At 43.4% G+C, this 16,237-nt stretch carries 14 protein-coding genes; 6 read left to right on the forward strand and 8 right to left on the reverse strand.

The annotated features are described in order from the left end of the window. Positions 1-7: 7 nt before the first annotated feature. From cobA to galK, 5 genes are all read right to left on the reverse strand, one after another. Positions 8-805 carry a uroporphyrinogen-III C-methyltransferase gene (gene cobA, locus L0U88_RS00765; protein WP_234863595.1) on the reverse strand — a complete coding sequence of 266 codons (798 nt, stop codon included), beginning with the start codon at positions 803-805 and terminating at the stop codon, positions 8-10. 1 nt (position 806) lies between these two features. Continuing rightward, positions 807-2,516 carry an NADPH-dependent assimilatory sulfite reductase hemoprotein subunit gene (locus L0U88_RS00770; protein ID WP_234863596.1) on the reverse strand — a complete coding sequence of 570 codons (1,710 nt, stop codon included), beginning with the start codon at positions 2,514-2,516 and terminating at the stop codon, positions 807-809. 81 nt (positions 2,517-2,597) lie between these two features. After that, entirely contained in the window at positions 2,598-4,454 is a 1,857-nt protein-coding gene (locus L0U88_RS00775; protein ID WP_234863597.1) for an assimilatory sulfite reductase (NADPH) flavoprotein subunit, read from the reverse strand. A 175-nt stretch (positions 4,455-4,629) separates the two neighbouring features. Continuing rightward, positions 4,630-5,076 (reverse strand): RrF2 family transcriptional regulator, encoded by a 447-nt coding sequence (locus tag L0U88_RS00780; protein WP_234863598.1) that lies wholly within the window; start codon positions 5,074-5,076, stop codon positions 4,630-4,632. A 31-nt stretch (positions 5,077-5,107) separates the two neighbouring features. Then, positions 5,108-6,307 (reverse strand): galactokinase, encoded by a 1,200-nt coding sequence (gene galK / locus L0U88_RS00785; protein ID WP_234863599.1) that lies wholly within the window; start codon positions 6,305-6,307, stop codon positions 5,108-5,110. A 180-nt stretch (positions 6,308-6,487) separates the two neighbouring features. Between galK and L0U88_RS21200 the strand changes: the two genes are divergently transcribed. Beyond that, complete coding sequence (locus L0U88_RS21200) at positions 6,488-7,378, forward strand: AraC family transcriptional regulator (RefSeq protein ID WP_234863602.1); 891 nt, start codon at positions 6,488-6,490, stop codon at positions 7,376-7,378. A gap of 31 nt (positions 7,379-7,409) precedes the next feature. Here the strand turns inward: L0U88_RS21200 and L0U88_RS00795 are convergent, their stop codons facing one another. The 3 genes from L0U88_RS00795 to L0U88_RS00805 form a co-directional block, all read right to left on the reverse strand. Further along, positions 7,410-8,237: a hypothetical protein gene (locus tag L0U88_RS00795; protein ID WP_234863603.1), complete on the reverse strand. Its 828-nt coding sequence runs from the start codon at positions 8,235-8,237 to the stop codon at positions 7,410-7,412. Positions 8,238-8,929: 692 nt separating this feature from the next. Beyond that, positions 8,930-9,292, reverse strand: coding sequence for a type II toxin-antitoxin system HicB family antitoxin (locus L0U88_RS00800; RefSeq protein ID WP_234863605.1), 363 nt, complete (start codon positions 9,290-9,292; stop codon positions 8,930-8,932). Next, positions 9,285-9,548, reverse strand: coding sequence for a type II toxin-antitoxin system HicA family toxin (locus L0U88_RS00805; protein ID WP_234863607.1), 264 nt, complete (start codon positions 9,546-9,548; stop codon positions 9,285-9,287). The genes L0U88_RS00800 and L0U88_RS00805 overlap by 8 nt, the downstream gene beginning before the upstream one ends. Positions 9,549-9,707: 159 nt before the next feature. On the opposite strand from L0U88_RS00805, the gene L0U88_RS00810 reads away from it, so the two are divergent. Genes L0U88_RS00810 through L0U88_RS00830 form a run of 5 tightly spaced genes read left to right on the forward strand, consistent with a single transcriptional unit; the run spans position 9,708 to position 16,230 of the window. Beyond that, entirely contained in the window at positions 9,708-10,061 is a 354-nt protein-coding gene (locus tag L0U88_RS00810; protein WP_234863609.1) for a dihydrofolate reductase family protein, read from the forward strand. A 25-nt stretch (positions 10,062-10,086) separates the two neighbouring features. Next, complete coding sequence (locus L0U88_RS00815) at positions 10,087-10,683, forward strand: TetR/AcrR family transcriptional regulator (RefSeq protein ID WP_234863611.1); 597 nt, start codon at positions 10,087-10,089, stop codon at positions 10,681-10,683. Positions 10,684-10,696: 13 nt separating this feature from the next. After that, positions 10,697-12,022 carry a TolC family protein gene (locus L0U88_RS00820; RefSeq protein ID WP_234863613.1) on the forward strand — a complete coding sequence of 442 codons (1,326 nt, stop codon included), beginning with the start codon at positions 10,697-10,699 and terminating at the stop codon, positions 12,020-12,022. Positions 12,023-12,049: 27 nt separating this feature from the next. Then, a complete protein-coding gene (locus L0U88_RS00825) occupies positions 12,050-13,105 on the forward strand; it encodes an efflux RND transporter periplasmic adaptor subunit (RefSeq protein ID WP_234863615.1) in 1,056 nt (351 codons plus the stop codon). A gap of 11 nt (positions 13,106-13,116) precedes the next feature. Beyond that, complete coding sequence (locus L0U88_RS00830; protein ID WP_234863618.1) at positions 13,117-16,230, forward strand: efflux RND transporter permease subunit; 3,114 nt, start codon at positions 13,117-13,119, stop codon at positions 16,228-16,230. The last annotated feature ends 7 nt before the right edge of the window (positions 16,231-16,237 follow it).

Genomic DNA, 16,237 nt, shown 5'->3' on the forward strand with positions numbered 1-16,237 from the left:
TTCGTTTTTAGGCAATTCGTTGATGATACTGTTCCTGTATGCTGGCAAACCAGTTGATTTCCTGGTGGTATTTGACAACTTCACCTACTATAATGAGGGCTGGTGTTCCGATGCCGGCAGCTTCCACCTCCTTACCGATTGTAGTAAGCGTTCCGGTTACCACTTTTTGTTGAGGAAGGCTTCCATTTTCAACAACGGCCACCAGTGTTTCAACCGATTTTCCGGCATTTACCAGGTGGCTCGCAATTTCGCCAATATTTTTAACCCCCATATAAAAAACAATGGTCCCGTCAAAGGCTGCCAACATTGGCCAGTCAAAATTCAATCCGGTCTTTTTGCCTTTCTTAGTATGCCCGGTTACAAAGAGCACCATCTGGGACGCATCCCGGTGTGTCATAGGAATACCACTGTAAGCGCCGGCTGCGAGGGCACTGGTTACACCCGGCACGATTTCAAATTCGATTCCATTCTCTTTTAGAAAAGCTGCTTCTTCTGCACCCCTGCCGAAGATCATGGGATCTCCACCCTTTAAGCGAACCACCTGTTTCCCTTCCAGTGCCTTGTCCACCATCCATTGGTTGATGGTTTCCTGTGTGATCACAGAACAATAAGGCAACTTGCCTACAAATATTTTTTCCACTCCGGGTTTTGCCCAATCGAGGATGTCCTGGTTCACCAGGTTATCAAACAAAATGGTATCAGCCAGCTCAATCACTGCTTTGGCGCGGAGGGTGAGCAGTTGGCTATCACCAGGACCAGCCCCGGTGATATACACTTTTCCAGGTTGTGGGTTTGCGGGTTTCATATTATACCAGGTGAAAATCAGCTTTGGAATAATTATGCTTAATGATTTCCTTTCTCACAAGGAAATCTCCGAAATGCTCATTGGGTGTACGTTCTGCTGCATATTGGGCAATCAGGGGATCCAGTTCAGCCAGGATCTCTTCTTCACTGAGCGCTTCCTTATGTAATACATTCATACGGTCACCATTAAACGAAGCACCGAGATAGAAGTTATACTTTCCGGGTGCGCGGCCCACAAATCCGATTTCTCCCAGGTAAGGGCGACCGCAACCATTCGGGCAACCTGTCATACGTATGGTGATTGGTTGATCAGGAATGCCGTATTTCTCCAGTATCGCGTGAATTTTTGTGATCAGGCTGGGCAGGTAACGTTCTCCTTCAGCATTGGCAAGCGGACAAAGATTCAATGCCACACAGGCGATGGAATGCTGGTGCAGAGGAGTTACATCCTGGTGGGCTTCCAATCCGTGTTGTACGAGGAGTTCCTGTACTTTGGGTTTCAGCGCTTCGGATACATTTCCGATTACAATATTCTGGTTACCGGTAAGGCGGAAATCACCACCTTCCAGGATTTCAGCAATCGCACGAAGTCCCTTGCGCAATTGAAACTGCTCGGTGTCTTTTACCCGACCACCTTCAATATAAAGTGTATTAAACCAGTTGCCATTGGCGCCTTTCACCCAGCCATAGCTGTCGCCATTGGTGGTGAAAGTATAGGGCTTAGCTGGTTCCAGGTCGTATCCTAATCTTTTATTCAGTTCTGTTTTGACAAAATCCAGTCCCTCTCTTTCGATGGTGTATTTGAAGCGGGAGAGTTTTCTGTTTTCCCGGTTGCCATAATCGCGCTGGATGGTAAGCAGTTTCTCACATACATCCACCGCTTTATCAACCGGCGCATATCCCAGGAGGTTACCCAGGCGGGGGAAGGTATTCTCATCACCAAAGGTCATGCCCATACCACCACCAGCTGTGAAATTGAATCCGGCCAGTTTTCCGTTTTCTTCAATAGCAATCAAACCAATGTCATGTGCGTACACATCGGTATCGTTATAAGGAGGAATGGCAAAGGTGATTTTAAACTTCCGGGGCAGATAGGTTTTCCCGTAAATAGGTTCTTCTGTGATATCTTCAACCGGACCAGCCACCTGTTCGTCATTCACCCAGATCTTGTAATATGCTTTTGTCTTCGGAGTAAGATGTTCACTAACGGCCAGGGCTACCCGTTGAACATCATCGTGAATGTTGGAGGTGTACGGATTCACTGTACACATCACATTCCGGTTTACGTCACCACAGGCTGCAATGGAATCCATCAGGGATTCATTGATCTCCTTGATGGTTGGTTTCAGGTTGTGTTTCAGAATACCGTGCAGCTCGAAAGCCTGGCGGGTAGTGAGTTTCAGGGTAGGCATCCCGTATTTGTCGGCCAGGTTGTCCATGGTAATCCACTGAGCCGGACTAGCAACACCACCTGGCACGCGCACCCTTATCATGAAGGAATACAGGGGTTCCAGTTTCTGTGCCTTTCTTTCTTTGTCCAGTTCGCGATCGCTCTGTACATAACTGCCATGAAACTTGATGAGTTGCTGGTCCTGCGCATACAGGTTACCGGTAACCTCATCTTTCAGGCTGTCCTGAATGGTACCTTCCAGAAAGCGGCTTCTTTCCTTTATGTGTTCAACTTCACTGAGTTTGGATTTATCCTGATTCATGTGGAATTATGAATTATGAATTATGAATTTTGAATTGGGTCTCACTTCCTACTTCTCACGTCTCACGTCTGACGTCTCACTTTAATAGGTGTCCTCCTGGTAGCGGCCAGTTTTCACCAGTTGTTTGACGTAGTCCTGAGCTGCTTCGGGTTCGAGTTGGCCCTGTTCCTGCACAATCTGGATGAGAGTTTGTTTCACATCTTTCGCCATGCGTTTGGCATCCCCGCAGACATAAAAATGAGCCCCTTCCTGCAGCCACTGGTATAGCTCCTGCGCATGTTGCTGCATCCTATGCTGTACATAGATTTTTTTATCGGTATCTCTTGAGAAGGCAGTATTCATGTGCGTCAGGCTACCCTGCTTGAGGAAACGTTGCCACTCTGTCTGATAGAGAAAATCGGTAGTGAAATGCTGATCCCCAAAGAAGAGCCAGCTTTTTCCGGAAGCGCCGGTTTCAGCACGCTGCTCTACAAAAGCGCGGAAGGGAGCAATACCGGTTCCGGGTCCCACCATAATAATGGGGGTATCCTGGTTTTCCGGAAGGCGGAAGGATTCATTGGTATCAATGAAAACGGAAACCTGCTGTCCGGGTTGCAACACATCTGCAATGAAATTGGAAGCTACTCCCCTGTGTTCGCGGTTGTTGTTGCTATAAACTACCCGCCCAACAGTCAGATGTACTTCTTCGGGATGTGCTTCCAGTGAACTTGCGATGGAATAGAGCCTGGGCTGCAGGGGCAATAAAATAGCAGCAAACTGTTCTTCATTCAGTGTGCTGGGGAATTCCTGTAAAACGTCCCAGATATCCTTTCCATATACAAAAGATGAAAGCGCCTGTTTGTCTGCCAGAATGGAATTTAACTGATGCGCCTGGGCCGGATCATCTACGAACGCTGAATAGGCTGCCAGGAAGGAGCCACTCACCGTCGTAAGTTCTGCCTGTTTTTGCAGGAACTCAAAAAGGCTGATATCCGTGTCTTTTATTTGCAGGCGGGTATCGGGATTGAATTTCTTAAACGCGAGCAGTCCTTCCACCAGACTGGAATGATTTTCCACCCAAACACCCAGGGTATCTCCCGGCTGGTACTGCAGTCCGCTACCTTCGAGTGATAATTCGAGGTGATAGGTTTGTTTCGCGGAGCCGCGCCCATTTAGCTGAATATTCTCCAGCACAGTGGCAGCAAAAGGATTTTTTCGGTTATAGGTAACAGTTGCTTCTTTTAATTGTCCGTTACCATTCACATGCGTAATAGCGCTGACTGCAGGTTGTGCTGTACCAAAGCTTTCCTGTACCTTATTAATTACGGCTTCAATCCAGGCTTCGGCTGTTTCTTCATAATCCACGTCTGCTTCAAAGCGATCCAGCAGGCGGGTTGCTTTCAAGGCACCAAGGCGACTATCAAAATCGCGGCCCGTTTGGCAATAGCTGGCATAACTTTTATCTCCTAAAGCGAGCACGGCAAATTTGGTATTGGGCAGTGCGGGAGCCTTTCTGTTATTAATAAATGCATGCAGGTCTTCTGCTGCGGGGGGAGGATCTCCTTCGCCGTGGGTGCTGACTACCACGAGCAGCCATTTTTCGTCCTTCAGGCGATTGCCCTGGTAGGCGTTCATGTCCTGCAAAACGGTGGTAAATCCACGTGCAATCAGTTTATCGTGCAGATTTTTAGCTACTTTCTTGGAGTTGCCACTTTTGGAACCATACAAAACGGTAATACTATCCTGTGCTGCGATGGGTTCGGTGGTAATGGATTCCTGTGGTACCGGGATCCGGTTGATCAGTTGAAGCAGTTGCTGGTTGCTGTGCTGGAGTCCCGTCAGATAACCTGCCAGCCATTGCAATTGTTGGGAATTGAAATGCTGAATAATTTCCTGCACCTGTTTTTGTTCCTGGGAGGAAAATAAGTTCGACGGAAGGGCTACGCTCGCATTACTCATAGTTCAGAGGTGTTTTTCTGCTAAGCAGTTCCACTTAAACGCTGAAGAACTGCTCAGATTGTTTAACGGACCAAAATTATACACTAAAAACGATAATTCCTATAGTTTTAATAGATGTTTTAGACTAATGGAAAAAATAGAAGTAATTGAATGTTTAATAAGCACTTACAAATTGTTAAATAACAAAATCCGAAGGATCCTGGTAATCATTCTGCATGAGGTGCTGGAGGGTTTTACCCTCAATTACCTGCAGCGTGGCATCTCTGACTTCAAGGAAAATCAGGCGGATATTACAGGTGGCTTCCGGGTAAGGACAAAGCCTGCAGGGTTCATAAAATTTCTTACTCACGCAGGGAAGTAGTGCAATGGGACCATCCATCAGCCGCAAGATGGTAACCATGGGAATCTCTCTTGGGGGCTTCAGCAGGTAGTAGCCACCATTTTTGCCAGCCTTACTGCCAAGTATACCCGCTTTTCTAAGTTCCAGTAAGATGGCTTCCAGAAATTTGGCAGGGATTTTTCTTTTCTCGGCAATCTGGTTAATAGGAATAAAGCCCTGCTGGTAATGTTCTCCCAGGTAGGTTAGGGCATGAATGGCATATTGAGCTTTTGCAGACAGCATGATCTGGCAGCAAAATACTATTTCTTTTCAATTAGGAAGAAACAGTAGCCGTTCCGTTGGAAAGCTGGCAGATGATGGGCGTAGGAGTTTTTGAAAATTTCTGCTGATAGGCATTCGAAATCCTCTCCACCACTTCATTGATAAAGGATTTGCGGATCAGGTTGATGGTGCAGCCACCAAAGCCTCCTCCCATCATCCGGGAGCCAATGATGCTGTGTTCGAGTCGCGCCAGTTCTACCAGGTAATCCAGTTCGGGACAGGAAACTTCGTACAGTTTACTCAAACCAACATGGGAAGCAAACATTTTCTTTCCAAAGGAAACGAGGTCGTTTCTCCGGAGGGCTTCACAACCCACCTGCAGACGAAGATTTTCTTCCACCACATATTTGCAACGATGGTAAACCAGGTCAGGAACCTGGTCTTTGAGGGTATATTCAATCATCGCGCGATTGGCATCGCGCAGGCTATTCACATGCGGATATACTTTACGAAGTGCCTTCACTCCCATTTCACATTGTTCCCGGCGCACATTGTATTCACTGCTGGCCAGGCTGTGTTTTACCTGTGAATCCAGCAGGAGAATAGCATACTGGTCTAGTGCAAGGGGAATGTATTCGTATTTAAGATTGCGGCAGTCGAGCAGGATGGCTTTGTCCTTCATTCCAAACATGGAGGCAAACTGGTCCATTATTCCGCACTGTACGCCAACAAATCTATTTTCTGCTGCCTGGGACAATTGCACCAGTTCAATTTTTGGCCAGCTTAATTGCTTGAGCTCATTAATTGCGTGTGCCAGTCCGCATTCAATAGCCGCAGAAGAAGAGAGTCCGGCTCCTGAGGGGATATCACCCCCAAAGCAGAGATCCATCCCAAAAAGCTCCACTCCACGTTCATCAAATTCCCTGAGCACACCCAGTAGAAAATCCGGCCATTGCAGTTGGCTTTTTTCCCATTTTCCCAGCTTACCGGTATAGGAGCTGGCAAAATCTGCGGCAAAAAAATGCAATTCTTTGTCTTTGCGTTTCCGGATCGCGATATGAATGTATTTATCAATAGCGGCGGGCAAAACAAATCCCAGGTTATAATCGGTATGTTCGCCAATCAGGTTAATCCGGCCAGGAGAACTGACCAATATATCGGGAGAATGGCCAAACCGGGTAGAAAATTCCCTTGCAATATGGGTATGGGCCGCCAATGAGCTAGTTGTTCGGGTAGTACTCGAAGAATCCATGAATCGTTGATTGCAGTAAACCTCCTAAATTAATACAAAAGGGCAAGACCGGATTGGTTTCTTTTTATTCCCTGTTTCTTCCTCTATTTTAACCTCCTGTAGTGCTAATAGGTGAAAATTCAGTAAGTTTAAAGTGAATATTTAAGAAGGCTCTTATTTCTCACCCCGATTGTTTGCAACATGAAAATTCTACAGACTGAAATTGCACCGAAGATAAATAGTATGTTCTCGGTGATGGAAAGAAAAGAATCATTTTTCAGTGCTCCCCTGCATGTACACCCGGAATTTGAGTTGGTGTACATCAAAGAGAGTTATGGAAAGCGGATTGTTGGAAACCAGATAGAACGGTTTGAAGCTGGAGATATGGTGCTGATTGGTCCTTCCCTCCCCCATATCTGGATCAATGACGACAGTTTTATCAATGGGCAGGCCGGCACTACGGCAACTTCTATTGTACTGTATTTTCATCCCCAGTTATTTGAGTGCGGGTTATTTGATTTACCGGAAGCGGAGAGCCTGAAAAATATGCTTCGGGTATCGAAACTGGGAATTGCCATCCAGCATGAAACCCGCGATAAGGTGGCAGCAAAAATAGAACAGATATTGCATGCGCAGGGATTCCAGCGGATCCTGCTCTTATTGGAAATTCTGCAGTTATTATCAGAATCTACCGAATTGGCACAGATTAATGCAACTGAATTTGTGCATTATGATAACAAGAGTGAAAAAGATCGCCTCTGTGAAGTGTACCGGTATGTGCATGAAAATTTCCGTTCGGATATTCAGTTGAAAGATGTGGCACGACTCACCAATCTTACTCCCCAGAGTTTCTGCCGACTGTTCAAAAAAAGAAACAACCTGCATTTTGTAGAATATCTCAACCAGGTGCGTATCAGCAATGCCTGCCGGTTGTTGCTTGACAGCGACTGGACCATTTCAGAGATCGCTTACAACTGTGGTTACAAAACAATTTCCAACTTCAATAAACTCTTCAAGGAAACCACCGGTCTATCGCCTAAGCGTTACCGTGAGCAGGCCATCGTAAATGTGCCCCTGCAGGAAGCAAGCTGATCAGGGTGAAATAACAATACGACTGATTTTGTTAATCGTAAGTAAACACCGCTTCCAGTGAACTGTTGTATTGTGGATTTGACGGATAATTGGAATGGGAAGTGATTTTATTGATCCGGCGGTTTGTGATGTCGCAAACATGTTCCACAATTCTATCGACATAAGCGGCATTGGTACCTGTTTTAATGGTGCGGGTAATTTTAGCCGGATATTTTTTCAGGCTGCTGAAAACCGCCAGGTTATAAAGGGTATAATATTCGTAGAGTCCGACTTCGATGAACAACAGCGGATTAAAATCCGCAGAATCGGAATAACTGTCAATGGTATGCGTAATGATGGAATTGCCGGAACTGGTGATTGCTTTACTAAGTTCTCCTGAAGCATTGTATTCATAGGTAGTGGCAGTCTTTAATGTTGAACCAGCTTCATTGGAACTATAGTAATTAAGCTTTGACACTTGTCCATTGGCGTTATAGTGATATTCCATTTTATAGGAAGTGGCTGAAACAAAATCGCGGGTGGTGTTGATGTAATAAGATACGCGATTGCCATCGTAGTGATAGGTGTTTTTATAAAGAGAACGGTTGTCGTACATACCCTTCATCTTTCCTCCCTCCCATTCAAAAATGGTGGAACCAACCGAATTCAGCAAGCTGTAATTTATTTGCTTAAGCGAGCTGTCTGCATTGTATTGCAACAGGGCGAGGGTTCCATTGCTCCATTGAATGGAACGGACGAGTTCACCGGTATTCGGGATTGGGAAATCCTGGGGTTGTGGTGCAGGAACCGGATCGTCCTTCTGGCAGGCAGAAACGGTGATCAGTACAAACAGGCAAAGAAAGAGCGGCAATTTTTTCATAAGAACGGTTTTGTTGGTGAAGTAGTGACCTCCAGGGGTACTAAATCGTTGTACCGGCTTGGAAGAAAATCGCAGTTACTTATCAAGAGTGGATAACTGCGCTGAGGAGCCTATATAGAATCTTACGCAGCTGTAATTTAATTTCTACAGGAAATGTCAAGTTTGTCTATTGTCCAGGGTTTGATAAGTAGGGATCTTTGTGGTGTTAGCAGCTCAAAAATACACTTCGATCCAATCACCTGAAAAACCCGTATCATCCAATTATCCAGGTTGAAATAACCAGGTCCGACTCTCATGAAACAGAAACCGGAAATCAAAAATTTGTCGGTAGAATTGGTTTAATGGTAGGTTAATGAGGCAAAGGGTGCGAAACTTGTTGAAAGGAACAGGTTTTGCGCCCATTTGTTTTTTTGGCAATTCATACCATTCAGGTACTTTTCATCGTCCATTCGGGTACTTTGGTCTATCTATTCAGTCAACAAGTATCGTTCGGGCACTACTGTTTGACCACTCCTGGACTATTATTGAACCGTCAGTGAATCGTTCATGAACCGTTTGGGAGATAATTTGAGAAGTTGTTAATGCTTCCTGAAAGAATGATAGAAGCAAAGTGAGTTGAAGTTGAAAGTACAAAAAATAGCTGGAATAAAAATATTCGTTTGATACTGAAGAACTCAATTAAGTATGGTAGATCAATTTGCCGTATTTATTGATTTTGTCTGTGTAGAAACCATATTAGCAATCGCTTGTTTAACAAAATCATTAAGAGACATTTTCTTTATTGAGGCATAGAGTGCAGCCTGCCGATGTAATTCGGAAGGAATTCGAATATTAAATGTGCCTTTGTAAGCTTTTTCGGGTTCTTTCCCTAATTCTTGGCAAGTTTGGAGATAGTCATTTACGGCTTCCTGAAATGCTTTTTTCAATTCTTTTACCGTATGACCTTCAAAGTTTACAAGGTCATTGATACCCAGCAATTTTCCAAAGAAGACTTCATCTTCACTGCTAAAGTGCACTTCTGCGAAATATCCTTTATATTCTAAGATATCATTCATCTTTTAAATGCCCTCTTTCTTTTAATGTTGAAATAACCTGATCTATTGCATAACGTTTTAAAATATTACCAGGATGAGGTTTATGCAGGTTAATAATTTGATTCTCTTTGTCTGCATATTTCCTTCTTGATCCACCTGTTTTTCCATACTTCATTTCAAAATATCCAAAATGATTTAATATTCTAATGAGTTCATCCCATGTAAAATCAGCTGGCCTGGATAATAACCGTTCTAATAATTTCCCAATTTTTGACATCGAAACGAGTTAAAAATGTTTTTTTCATAGTGTTAATGTGGCAATTTATTAGTGATCTTAACTGATTGTGTGCAACTGAAATATAGTTGCAAATTAGTCCATTTTCATGTTCTTTCAAAAATATTTCCCAAATCCTGAAATAATAAAAATGTTTGTTTTATGAGCAAAGTCAGAGTAGCCGCTTTTTCCATTTCATTGGATGGATTTGGAGCAGGCCCCAATCAAAGTATACAACAACCTTTAGGTGTGAGGGGTGAAGAATTGCACAAATGGGTATTTCCAACCAGGAGATTTCAGCGGATGATGGGCAAGGCTGATGGTACGCTGGGCATCGACAACGATTTTGCTGAACGGTCCTTTGAAAATATCGGAGCCTGGATACTGGGCAGAAATATGTTCGGACCTGTTCGTGGTCCCTGGCCAGATGAAGAATGGAAAGGCTGGTGGGGAGAAGAACTGCACTATCAGGTGGCGATTATAACTAAAACTACTATATTTGTTAGCGAATACTAACTAACTAAATATAGAATCTAGATAAATGACGAAATATTCAACCAGGCAGATTGAGATCATGGAAGCTGCAACGGAGCGGATTGATAAATATGGTATCCAAAACCTGACCATTAAAACGCTGGCAGCTGATATTGGCTTATCGGAACCTGCTTTATACCGACATTTTAATAGTAAAAACGATATTTTACTGAGTATTCTTGATTACTTTATAACGGAAATAAAAAAGAGGAATACTGAAGTTTCCTTTAAATCAGGCAAAACAGCGCGAGCAGAACTAACCGCCATTTTGAAAGTGCTATTAAAATTACTTATCAGTAAGCCTGCCATTGCAAGTGTAATATTTGCGGAATCAATTTTTCACTTTGATACCCAGCTAACCCAAAAAATTAAAGAGATCGTTGACCTGATGCACAAATTGGTGGGAGAAAACATCAATAGGGGGCAACAGAATGGTCAATATTCCAAAATTTGTACAGCTTCCATCCTGACTACGCTATTATTGGGAGGGATTCGTATGACAGTTTTGAAATGGAAATTATCAGGACACCAATCCAATCTGCTGAAAGATGGACTGGCAGTGCTGGATGGTATGTTTAAAATGATTGTAATTAAAGAAAAATAAAATTTTTTGCATCATGAAGTTAGTGAACACTCACAAACTATTGCTGTTTCTGCTGTTACAAGTAGTTAGCATGGTTGCCTTGGCGCAACCAAAATGGAGTCTACAGCAGTGTTTGGACACCGCCTTGATTCTGAACAAACAACTCCGGATGGCGAAAAACAATGTTGCGCAAAGAGAGCAATTGCTGAAGGAAGCAAAAGCACAACTACTTCCAAAGCTAAGCCTCAATGCCGATTACCGGTATTACATGGACTTACCCACCCAGTTGCTTCCCCTGAATATTTTTAATCCCCAGGTGCCTGCCGGAGAATTCAAAGAAGCCCAATTTGGAGTACCCCATACCATCAATGCAAACCTGCAGTTACAACTGCCCCTGTATTCACCTCAAGCTTACGGGGCGATTAAACAGGCTGGTTTATTTACAGAACTGGCTGATCTGCAGGTGTTAAAATCCGAAGAACAGCTTTTATATGAAATAACCGGACTTTACTACAATGCACAAATTTTGCAGCACCAATTACTTTTTCTCGATAGCAACCTGCTTAATTCTTCCAAATTGATTCAGAACATAACCCTCCTCAAAGAACAGTTATTGGCAACCGGAACAGATTTGCGGAAGGTATATTTACAGAATACGCAACTTCAAACACAACGCGAATTAATTCAGGCAAAATTGTTCCAGGTACTGGAATACTTAAAATTGTCGATAGGTATTCCAGAGGACATCTCATTTAGGGTTGATCCTATTCAGGAGCCTGTACCTGCACCTGCATATGATGTGCAGATTCCACTCGATGTTCAAATCATTCAACAGGAAAAAAAACTGCTTGAAATGGAGCTCAACACCTTACATAGGTCTGGAAAACTCCCAAGTGTCAACTTCCAGGCTTTCTATGGCAGTACCGGATTTGGTTACCATCAGCAACCCTCCCCTTTTCTCAAATTCTATCCGCTTGGATATGCCGGGATTCAGTTCAGCTATCCCATTTTTAATGGAACCATTACTAAAAGAAAAATCACAAAAAAACAATTGGAGATTAGCAATAACCAACTGCAGGAACAATTCCTTACTGATAAAATGCAAGCAGAACTAAAAAATACCAACAGACAAAAACAAGTGCTGCAAAAAGCAATAATGACCAGTCGCGAGCAACTGGATCTGGCGAAAGCTATCTATGACCAAACCTTATTACAGCACAAACAGGGGCTTGCGAATCTGACGGATATTCTCCTGGCTGATAATGCGGTCCGGGATGCTCAGCAACAGCTACTTACTTCCTGGATTGACTTATTGAAAGCGGACCTGGAATTGAAAAAAATAACCTCCAATTTGAACTAATTACACCCACTTACTTAAATGATCAATATGAAACGTACTAAACTGCTGGTGCTACTTTCAATAGTAATTATAGTTGCGCTGGTAATATTCAAACTAAGAACGAATAAGCAGGTGGCTGAAAGCAAGGTTTATACCTATGATAAGGATAAACCGATACTGGTAGAAACTGATACCATTCAACAAGTTGAAAGACTGTCCACAAAAATTTTTCCGGGCAGTTTTGAGCCCGAAAAAGAAAGTCGGATTAGTTCGGATGTTCCAGGTAAAATTGTAGCTGTTTGGGCAGATCAGGGTTCCTTCGTAACAAAAGGGCAACCCTTGGTTCAGTTGGATACTACTCTCTTGTCCTTGCAATTAAAATCAGTTGAAGTTCAGTTGGGAGGATTGCAAGCAGATGTAAATCGCTATACCATATTAACGAAAGCAGATGCTGTTCAGGGCATTCAACTCGAAAAGGCAAGCCTGGGACTGGCAGCAGCCAAAGTTCAGCAGGCAACCATAATGGCCCAAATTGAAAAAGCTACTGTCAGGGCTCCTTTCAGTGGAGTTATTACTGCCAAGTTAACAGAAGCCGGGGCTTATGCAGCACCTGGTGTTCCGCTTATGCAGCTCACGGATCTAAAGCAGTTAAGGTTTACCCTGAATGTTTCAGAACAGGATTTGCCAGAATTCAGTATCGGTAGATCCTATCGAATTACTGCTGATGTTTTTCCTGATTTACCCTTGATCGGAAGGATCCTTCTGATTGGCAGCAAAGCCAGTCAGGGTAATAGCTTCCCCATCCAGCTCGCGGTTTCCAATTCACCTGAGTTGAACCTGAAATCAGGTATGTTCGGAAAAGTACATATTGATAAAGTTGCTACGGAAAAGCAGATTTATATACCCAGTGCTGCCATTCAGGGAACTGCTGATTCTGCACGCGTTTTTGTAGTTAAAAATGGAAAAGCAGTGAGCAAACCTGTATCGGTAGGTGGCATTACTGAAAACCAAACTATTGTAACAGCGGGCCTGGAAGAAGGCGAGATCATAATCACCAGTGGCTTTATCAACCTGGTTGAAAATGCAACCATTCAAATCAAATAAAGCAAAGAATCATGAATATTACGGAGTTATCCATCAGGCGTCCTTCGCTGATTATTGTATTATTCAGCGTGCTTGCCTTATTGGGGTTTATCGGATATAAAAACCTGGCATATGAACTAATGCCAGATTTTAATCAACCTGTTGTTGTTATCAAAACTGCTTATCCGGGAGCAGAGCCTTCCGAAGTAGAGACTTCAGTATCCCGAAAAATTGAAGATGCACTTTCCAACCTGGAAGGTGTGGACTACCTCGTTACGAAATCATTGCCAAATGCTTCCATTGTTATTGCCAATCTGGAATATGGAACCGATTTGGATCAAACCATGCAGGATGCGCAGCGCTACATTGATAATATTCGAAAGGAGTTGCCGGAAGATGTAGAAACACCTGTGATGAGCAAAGTATCTCCTAATGATTTGCCTATTATTTCCATTAATGCAACCAGTGACCTGGAGGCAACGGATTTTTACCAACTCATGAAAGATGATTTTTTACCACAGCTTCAGCAATTAAAAGGAGTTGCTGAAATAACGCTGTTGGGTGGAGAGGAAAGAGAAATACAGGTAAAAGCTGATAAGGACAAACTGAGGTTACACAATATTTCATTGTACCAGTTGGTAGAAGCCATTAAGCGTTCTGGCCTGGATTTGCCAGCGGGACTGGTTAAAACGGATAAAGAGAGCAACGCGGTTCGGTTGGTTGGGAAATATACTCAGTTGGAGGATATCAGGATGGTTCAGGTTGCCATGCCGAAACCTGGAAATCCGGTTTATGTAAAAGACCTGGCTATCGTTGCTGCGGGAGTAAAAGAAAAAACATCTGTTAGCCGGTACAATGGAAAGGATGGTATTGGACTTTTATTGAAAAAGCAGGGGGATGCCAATTCCGTAAATGTATCAAAGCTCGTACGTGAAAAGCTTATCCAAATTGAAAACCAGAATCAGGCGGCTGGTGTACACTTTATCATTGCAGATGACAGTACAGATAATACACTTGCAGCTGTTGACTCGGTGCTTGTGGACCTCTTACTGGCAGTGTTGCTGGTGGCACTGGTGATGTTGTTATTTCTCCGCAGTTTCAGAAATGCACTAATTGTACTCGTAGCCATTCCCACTTCCCTGATCACCGCGTTTGCCATCATGTGGCTCTTGGGCTATACGCTTAACCTGATGACATTATTGGCAATGAGTCTGATCATTGGGATTCTGGTGGATGATGCTACCGTTGTTTTAGAAAATATCCAGCGCCACCTGGATATGGGAAAAGAAAAAAGAACGGCCTCTCTGGATGGCAGGATGGAAATTGGCTTCTCTGCATTGTCCATTACGCTTGTTGATGTTGTGGTTTTTTTCCCTATCCTTTTTTTACAGGTATTTGTAGCGGATATGTTGAAACAATTTTCTGTAGTAGTGATAACCTCTACGCTTACCAGTTTGCTGGTAGGATTCACACTTACCCCCTGGCTGGCCTCGAGGTTTGGGAAAAAGGAAGAGCTGTCACCTACCAATTTATTCAATCGCTTCCTGATGTCATTTGAACACCAACTGAACCGGTTTATTGAATGGTATGGTAAGGCATTAAATTGGGTACTAGGGCATAAAATAATATTTACCCTAATCGTGTTGTTGTTGCTGGTAGGTACTGCCGGTATGATGAAGCAAGGTATCATAGGGAAAGAATTAATCGCGACTGGTGATCAGGGTAAATTTCGCCTGTCACTTGAATTCGACAAATCCACTGCAATTGAACAAACCAACCTGGTAGCGCTGAAAATTGAAAATGAGATTCTAAAGCAACCAGAAATAGCCAACCTATTTAGCAATGTAGGAGGGCCTAGTACCGGGATAGGTAGTTTGGGTGTTGGTGCTTCTTATGAAGCTGAATTTACCATTCAATTAAAGCCCAAAAAAGAAATCGGGGGAATTTCAACAGAAAATTTCATGCGAAGCCTGCGGGAAAAATTGCAGTTGGCTTATCCCGGTGTCAATTTTTCTATTGCTGCTTTGGGATTGATACCCCGAACTGCCCCCATTGAAATCATGTTGAGTGGTAGTTCGGCTGAACAGGTGATGCACACAGCCGGTAATTTAAAAACTGTTATAGAACGTATTCCCGGAGCAGACAATGTTCGTTTATCAGTTGAAAGCGGAAGTCCGGAACTACAGGTAATTCCGGATGCAGACAAAATGCAGCGACTCGGATTAAACGCTGCCTATGTCGGTATGAACCTTCGTACAGCCTTCAGTGGAAACGATGAGGTTACATTAACTGAAAATGGTACGGAATATCCGGTACGCATCTGGCTGGATAATTTCAGTCGCCAGCATGCAGAAGATGTACAGGAGCTAACCATACAGAATCCGGCGGGCATACCTGTTAAAGTCTCCCAGTTTGCCGGTTTGGAAAGGAGTTTATCAGCCTCCCTGTTGGAAAGAAAAGACAGGCAACCGGCTGTAACACTAACAGCCGATGCCTTAGGGCGCCCTTCCGGAACTGTAGCTGATGAAGTTGTAGCGTATATTAAAAACAATCCTCTACCGGCAGGTATACAAATGACCTGGGGAAGTGATATTAAAAGGCAGAATGATAGTTTTGGGGCCCTTGGATCTGTATTGCTGATTTCATTTTTATTGATTTACCTGATTATGGTAGCACTCTACGACAGCTTTATCTATCCTATGGTAGCACTGTTTGCAATTCCGGTAGCTGCAATCGGGGCTTTTCTTGCACTGAATTTATCGATGAATCATCTAAGCCTGTTTGCGTTGTTAGGACTCATCATGTTAATGGGATTGGTGACCAAAAATTCGATATTGTTAGTGGATTTCACAAATCAGTTAAAAGCAGAAGGGAAATCCTACAGAGATGCAATCTTGTTAAGTGGAAAAGAACGAATGCGTCCTATTTTAATGACAACTTTATCTATGGCAATTGGTATGTTACCTATTGCAATGGCTAGTGGAACCGCCGCAGAATGGAAAAACGGGTTAGCCTGGGTGATCATTGGAGGATTGTTGTCGTCATTGATCTTAACACTTTTCCTGGTACCTATGATGTATTATTTAGTGGACAGGCTGAAGGAAAAAATAACGGTTAGGACAACCTTAAAAATTGCAAGAAAATAGGATATAA

It is taken from the genome of Flavihumibacter fluminis (genome assembly GCF_021491375.1).
GTDB classification, from domain to species: domain Bacteria; phylum Bacteroidota; class Bacteroidia; order Chitinophagales; family Chitinophagaceae; genus Flavihumibacter; species Flavihumibacter fluminis.